We start from the raw sequence: 6,266 nt of genomic DNA on the forward strand, positions 1-6,266 counted from the left end.
ATGAATCTACCTATATTTTGTCCCTACGGAACAAGAAAGGCCGCAGAACGTTGAGCAGATGGTCATCCGGTTGTTGGATTCACACACGTTCCGCGGCCTAGAGAACTAACTTTTTTAACTTATGATCATACCAGGCGGTTAGACGGGTTATTTTTAATTTAGTATCAACCCCTCCGACCGCAAATGGCAGCTTAACGGAGGCCTAATTCTCCAGCTTCTCAATTCTGTCTTCCAGGTCATCCAGCTTTTGCTGAATTTGATGGAGCATGTGGATGATAATCACGTGTGTTTTCTTGGCATCGATACCAACTACGCTCTCATCGCTCTGAATGGCTGATTCAATCTCTTCCAGCTCTTTCTTGGGTATGCTTAAATCCATGGTTTTATCTTTCTGCTTTTGATTTAAATTCACTAAAGATCACTTCACCGCATAGTTGAATTGATCTAATTTTTTCTGCCACGAGGATACGAAGTCTCGATGTTTCACGAAGTGGCCTTGCTATTAATTACTCAGTATCTAAACCGCTGCGGGCAAGTTCATCAAATCCGCCTACGTTGTAGACATTTTCAAACCCTTTGCTTTTCATCAGGCGTGCAGCCTGGCCGCTTCGATTTCCTGACCGGCAGTAGAGGTAGTAGGTTTTATCCTTGTCCAGTGAATCCACTTTGTTGTGAAACTCACCGGCATTGAAGTCGATCATCTCATCGGCTAATTTCAGGTGGCCTTCGTCGTACTCTATTTTGGATCGGACGTCAATCACAACTCCTCTCTCCTCTTCTACTTTCTCTTTGAACTCTTCAGCACTGATATCAATGCCATTTGATCGAGATAAAAAACTAAACATGATTATTCCTGTTATTATAATTCCAATTGTTACGATTAATACTCTTTGCATAAATCTCTTTTAGTGGTCGATTAAATTTTATCCTGTTTAGCCTGGACTTTACTAAACATGGCATCGTCGTCTTACTTAAACATATGATACCCTTAATCAACTCCATTTCATTTGATAAAACCTACAGACCGCCATACTTCCAACAATTATCATTTTGAACCGCTTCTTTGATCATTACCCCCTTCGAAGGGGGGACGTTCTGAGTTCAATCTATATCAAATTTCACAAAACTAAATGATAGACACCCCTCTAAATTTCGTTTCACGTGTCGCTTGCGCTCGGAGCCCCTTACTAGGGGAGACTTTTTGTTAAATTTTTGCCTCTTAAAAGAAGGTGTAGTAGAAGAACATGACTGAGACAACAAGGAACACAATTGTCATTCCTCCGCCTGCTTTGAAGTAATCTTTGGTCTTATAGCCACCGGCCGACATCATCAGGGCGTTTACCTGGTGCGTTGGCAGTACAAATGAGTTACCTGCATTCACTGCAGCCAAAAGTACCAGCGGACGCGGATCCACACCGGCAAGGGCGCCAATTCCCACAACCAGCGGTGCCAATACCACCACGGCTCCTACATTCGACATCACCAGAGAAAATCCGGTTGAAAGTATTCCAACGGTAAACAGCAGCACCAACAGATGACTTCCCTCAATAACGCTCATTACATTTTCTGCTAAAAACTCCGCCGTACCGCTATTCTGCATGGCGGCACCGAGCGGAATCAACCCAACCAGAAGGAAAACCACCTTCCACTCCACTGCTTTGTAGGCATCCTGAATGCTCATTACGTTGGTTAACACCATAACCAAGGCGCCGGTTAAAAACGAGATAGAGATAGAAAAACCGGACATCGCCAACACGATAGCCAGCAGAAAACTACCGGCGGCCTGCCATGTTTTTGAACGATCTTTTGATTCAACCGAAATGGGAGTGGCTACCACAAACGGATCAGTACTCTGCAATTCTTTAATGTTATTCCATGGACCGTAGATAATAAATGTATCACCCGGTTGAATTTTATGATCCGAAAAATCACCCGTCACCTTTTCGCCTTTACTGAACAGCATAACCGGCTCCACGGCGTAGCGTTTCCTCATGGAGAACTCCCGTATCGTCTGGCCGACAAGATCAGATCGGGGAGGCACAATCACTTCAACAAATCCTGACTCTTCCGGATCACCAATTCCTTCAAAAATCTGGTCGTCTTCGGTCTTTGTAAAATTGTAATCCGCCACATAGCGATTCAGACTTTCTGCCTCTCCGTAGAGAGCTATTACGTCTCCCTGTTTGATCTCGGTTTCTCTCCAGGGCGCATATTTGGTATCCTTCCCACCCGAATCTTTCAGTGCCAAAATATTAATCCCGTATTCCTTCCAGATTCCGGTCTCTTCAATTTTTTTACCGATTGCCTTGCAGTTATCATCAACCCTGAAATAGCGGATGTCTTTGTTCAGGCTAAACGCATCCACAATTTTTTCCTGCTCGGTCAACCCAACCTCGTCGCCTGATGTATCCTGCGGCAAAAAGTACTTACCCAGTAGCACAAAGAAAATAATGGCTGACAGAAGCAGCGCGATACCTACCGGAGTTACGGCAAAAAGACCGTAAGGTTCCAGGTTGGCGCTTTCCAACAAGTCGTTTGTAAGAATCAGGTGTCCGGAACCCACCATCGTTAACGTGCCTCCGATAATGGCCGCAAAGCCGATCGGCATGATGAGTACTGAAGCCGATATCTTTATTCTTCGGGCGATATCAATAATGCTTGGCAGAAAGAGTGCGGCTGCTCCAATATTCTGTATTACACCCGAAAGCACACCCACCGACAGTGACAGTGAACCCAATACGGACGACTTTTTCCTGCCTACGCGTTTGAGAAGCCACTTCGAGAAGCGTGACATCATTCCGGTTTTTGCAATACCTTCTCCTAAAATCATGACGGCAATCATTGCCACCACAGCGTTACTCGAAAAACCGGACAAAGCTTCATCTGTCGACAAAATTCCCGTCCAGCTTAGGGCAAGCATGGTAATAATAGCTGTAACATCTATCCTGACAATCTCCGTGATCAGCATAAAGATGGTAAATGCCATGATCGTCAATACAATGATAATTTCAGTTTCCATATCTCTTAATCTTTTCCCTGTAGATATTTTAGTTTCTTATTTTTCCAGCTAGACATTAGTTTGGATTGGAGAAAATGTTTTCCTATTTCGCTCATGCGTCTCTTTGTAGAACATTACTGCATCAGACACATCAAAAAAGAAATTTTCCTGTCCCATGGATTCCTGTATACCGGATGTTTTCAGTTTATCCCTGACCGGGCCTATCGCTCCAGCTATAAAAAAAGTGATACCTCTATGTTTCAGGTCTTTAATGATTTCATTCAGGGTATGAATACCTGTGGAGTCTATCGTGTGAATAGCTGATGCATCCAGAATGACCAGCTCCAGTTTTTCACCCCGTTGCTCAATTTTTGAAAAGAGTGTGTCCTGAAAGTGCTCTACATTTGCAAAGTAGAGTGCTGAATCATACCGGTAAATGAGTATCTCATCACTGATATTTGCCTCGTTATACCGGTTGATATTTCGATAATTCCTGGTCTCTCCCAGCTGACCAAGTTCCGCACTGTGAGGCTTTGTACTGCTGTAGATTACTAAAATTAATGAAAGCACAACACCTATCGCTATACCTTCTTCAATCCCCAGTGCAAGCGTTGCAATAAACGTAACCAGCAGCATCGCCAAGTCCCGTTTATCGGTTTTCCAGAGGTGTTTCATTTCTGCGGCATCAAACAGGCCGGCTACAGCTACCATAATAATTGCCGCTAATACAGCACTTGGCAGGTAGTAAAACAATGGTGTTAAAAAGAGTACAGTCAATGCAATAATAACCGCACTGATTATAGAAGCAACTGTGGAATTTGCGCCGGATTGATCATTTACGGCTGTTCTGGAGAAACCGCCGGTTGTAGGAAAAGCCTGAAAAAATGCACCCCCTATATTAGCGGCACCCAAAGCCACCAATTCCTGATTGGCATCCACTTTATATCCGTGTTTGTTGGCAATCGCTTTTGCCACCGCAATCGACTCCATGTAGCTGACCAGGGAAATAATCAGAACTGTTGGAATTAAAATTCGTGCATCCGACAGGTTTAAGAATTCCAGGCTAAACGCCGGCAAACCCTTGGGAATATCCCCAACAATGGCCACACCGTGCTGATTCAAACCAAAAAGTGCCGTAACTGCTGTTCCAACCACCACCACTACCAAAGCTGACGGGAACGTCCGTTTCCATTTTCTTATCAGAATAATCGCAGCTATTGAACCGATTCCAATTGCGGCTGTGATCGGTTCAATTTCCGTGAAACGTCTGGCGGTTTCTATCACAATTTCCTGCACCTGTTTGGTTCTGGGCAGATCAAGGCCGGTTAAATTCTTGATCTGGCTGGCACCAATTATCAAAGCGGCAGCTGAAGTAAATCCGCTCAAGACAGGATGCGACAGAAAATTCACCAGGAAACCCATCCTGAATACGCCCATTAAAAACTGCACTAGTCCAACACCAAGAGCTGTTAAAATCGCTAACTGAATAAAACGTGCACTCCCTACTTCGGCAAATTCACCGACACCCGCTACCACAAGAAGTGAAACCATGGCTACAGGACCTACAGCCAGCTGTTTCGATGTGCCGAACAGCGCATAAATAACCAATGGTATGATTGAAGCATAGAGCCCATAAACCGGAGGTAAACCCGCCAGTATCGCGTACGCCATTCCCTGTGGAATAAGCATAATACCAACGGTAACACCGGCGTTTAAATCTCCCTTGAAAACACTTTTATTATATGAACTAAGCGTATCCGCCAGGGGAATAAACTTTTTGATATGTGTTTTTAAATTCTTCACTTGAGTAAAAAAGGCCGACAACTTTATGCTGCCGGCCATTTTCCTGATCTCTTGTTTTATGCTTTAACTTTGCTCATATATTTTTCGAAGTCGTCATCGATGAGAGCAACATCGAATCCTTTTCTCTTCAGGAATGCTGAAGCTACAGCAGATCTTCCGCCCGTCATGCAGTGCAGATAAAGTTTCTTATCTGAAGGAATGTTCTCTTTATTTGGCAACAGCCGGGTATGTGCGAAGTTTACAGCACCCTCTACATGAGATTCCTCATATTCAGATGCTTTTCTTACGTCTACAACCAGTTCGTTGCTATTCAGATTTTCAACATCTTCAAAATTCACTACGTCAAGCTTCTCAATATCACCACCCTGATCTTTATACATCAGAATGTCTCGTGGAGTTACATAGCCTACCACGTTATCCAATCCAATTCTGTAGAGATCGCGGACAGCTTCTGTAAGCTGGTGTTCGTTAACTACCAGGTAGATCTGATCATCTTCGGTAATGTATGAGCCGGCTACCGTATTGAACTGCTTGTTCAGCGGTGAAAGTAGGGAGCCGGGAATATGCCCTGCTGCATAGTCTTCTTTTTCTCTTGTATCGAGAATAATCGGTTCTTCTTTACCCACTAAACCTCTTAATTCGTTAAGAGTGAGTCGTTTTGGCTGTGGAAGTCCGCCAATTAATGCCGGGCCAATTTTGTTATCACGCTTCATACGTGCGAAATAGAGTGGGGGCTCAGGCTGACCTTCCAGAATAAAGTTCACGAAACTATCTTCCGAGCTAGCTGATTTCAGAGAGTTGTTGTATCGAAGCTCGTAACCAACCGTTGTTTCCGGAATAGCGCCCAGTGCTTTACCGCATGCGCTGCCTGCTCCGTGACCGGGCCATACCTGCATATAATCCGGAAGCTTCTTGAACTCTTCTACTGTTCCAAACAGTGTACGTGCAGAAGGCTCCATCATATTTTCCTGACCTGCAGCAGATTCCAGCAGATCGGGACGACCGACATCACCTACAAATACAAAGTCACCTGTTGCAACTCCCATGGGTTCATCAGCAGCGGCACCATCTGTTATAAAGTAACTGAGGTGTTCGGGAGTATGTCCCGGTGTGTGCCACGCTTTGATCGTGATATTTCCGATTTTAAATTGATCGCCGTCATTCAGGAATTCATAGTCATAATCACTTCCTTTCAGCCACTCATATTTCCAGTCTTTGTCTCCTTCATCAGAAGCGTACACTTTTACGTCGCGCTCTGCGAATTCGCGAAGACCTGAAATGTAGTCGGCATGGATATGTGTATCCACAGCGGCTGTAATGGTTAGATTCTGGTTTGCTGCATGGTCGATATACTGATCGATATCTCTCATCGGATCAATAATCACAGCCGTACCGTTAGCCTGGCATCCTACCAGGTATGCATATTGTGCTAATTTTTCATCAAAGAATTGTTTGAAATACATGT

General features: G+C 44.3%; 5 protein-coding genes. All 5 read right to left on the minus strand.

What is annotated here, in order from left to right; translation table 11 throughout:
- Positions 1-202 precede the first annotated feature (202 nt).
- Positions 203-379 (minus strand): hypothetical protein, encoded by a 177-nt coding sequence (locus ACESM0_RS12210; protein WP_372906489.1) that lies wholly within the window; start codon positions 377-379, stop codon positions 203-205.
- A 127-nt stretch (positions 380-506) separates the two neighbouring features.
- Entirely contained in the window at positions 507-845 is a 339-nt protein-coding gene (locus tag ACESM0_RS12215) for a rhodanese-like domain-containing protein (protein ID WP_372906490.1), read from the minus strand.
- A 374-nt stretch (positions 846-1,219) separates the two neighbouring features.
- Positions 1,220-3,019: an SLC13 family permease gene (locus ACESM0_RS12220; RefSeq protein ID WP_372906491.1), complete on the minus strand. Its 1,800-nt coding sequence runs from the start codon at positions 3,017-3,019 to the stop codon at positions 1,220-1,222.
- Positions 3,020-3,067: 48 nt separating this feature from the next.
- The gene (locus ACESM0_RS12225) at positions 3,068-4,801 is read right to left on the minus strand and encodes a SulP family inorganic anion transporter (RefSeq protein WP_372906492.1); all 1,734 of its coding nucleotides are present in this window, start codon (positions 4,799-4,801) and stop codon (positions 3,068-3,070) included.
- A gap of 56 nt (positions 4,802-4,857) precedes the next feature.
- The coding region (locus ACESM0_RS12230; protein ID WP_372906493.1) for an MBL fold metallo-hydrolase at positions 4,858-6,266 on the minus strand (1,409 nt) is incomplete at its 5' end.

This window comes from Rhodohalobacter sp. (genome assembly GCF_041686455.1).
Lineage (GTDB): Bacteria > Bacteroidota > Rhodothermia > Balneolales > Balneolaceae > Rhodohalobacter.

What these genes read in the sequence shown, in the direction of transcription:
- ACESM0_RS12210 (WP_372906489.1), bottom strand. Translation starts at nt 379, where the DNA reads ATGGATTTAAGCATACCCAAGAAAGAGCTGGAAGAGATTGAATCAGCC.
- ACESM0_RS12215 (WP_372906490.1), bottom strand. Translation starts at nt 845, where the DNA reads ATGTTTAGTTTTTTATCTCGATCAAATGGCATTGATATCAGTGCTGAA.
- ACESM0_RS12220 (WP_372906491.1), bottom strand. Translation starts at nt 3,019, where the DNA reads ATGGAAACTGAAATTATCATTGTATTGACGATCATGGCATTTACCATC.